1 protein-coding gene is annotated in these 619 nt (G+C 75.8%); it reads right to left on the bottom strand.

All coding sequences use genetic code 11. The features are described from left to right. Nucleotides 1-63: 63 nt before the first annotated feature. Nucleotides 64-543 (bottom strand): MFS transporter, encoded by a 480-nt coding sequence (locus tag JMF97_RS30475; RefSeq protein WP_203224662.1) that lies wholly within the window; start codon nucleotides 541-543, stop codon nucleotides 64-66. Nucleotides 544-619 lie beyond the last annotated feature (76 nt).

The raw sequence follows: 619 nt of genomic DNA, 5'->3' as shown, positions 1-619 counted from the left end.
GACCCGGGGGCGGGCGACGCGCTCGACCATGCCCCGACCGTATCCCCGTCGCCGCTGGCCGGCTCAGCGGACCGGCACCGAAGTGGCCAACCCCGCACCCGCCGGCCCCGCACCCGCCCAACCCGCAATCGCAGCGACGCCGGACCGGTCGGTCCGGGTCGCGCGCCGGACCGGGCGGACGAAGCCGAGCAGCACCAGCAACCCGGCCACCCCGCAGCCGACGATCAGTGGCCGGGATTGGCTCACCTCCAGCAACAGTCCGCCGATGAGGTAGCCGACCATCGCCGCGCCCTGCACCGCTGCACCCATGGCAGCGAAGGCCCGCCCACGGGCGGCCTCCGGTACCCGCCGCGCCAGCACCAGGTTGTTGAACACGCTGTTGCCGCCGTTGCACACGCCGCCGATCAGCCAGATCGGCACCAGCAGCAGCGCCACCGGCACCACCCCCGAGACCAGCCCCATGCGGCAGCAGCCGCCGAGCAGGAACAGGCCGGCCTGGACACGACCGGCCTCCTCGGTGACTCGCCGGGCCCGCCGCGCCAAGATCCCCGACCCTCACATCACGCCCAGGCGCCACCCCCCGCCCACCCGACCCTCGGGGCCCCGCCACGCCCCCCCG

The sequence above is a fragment of the Micromonospora fiedleri genome (assembly GCF_016774385.1).
GTDB lineage: Bacteria > Actinomycetota > Actinomycetes > Mycobacteriales > Micromonosporaceae > Micromonospora > Micromonospora gifhornensis.
Note: the sequence above shows the minus strand (reverse complement) of the source record. Positions and strands in the feature narration are given on the sequence as shown.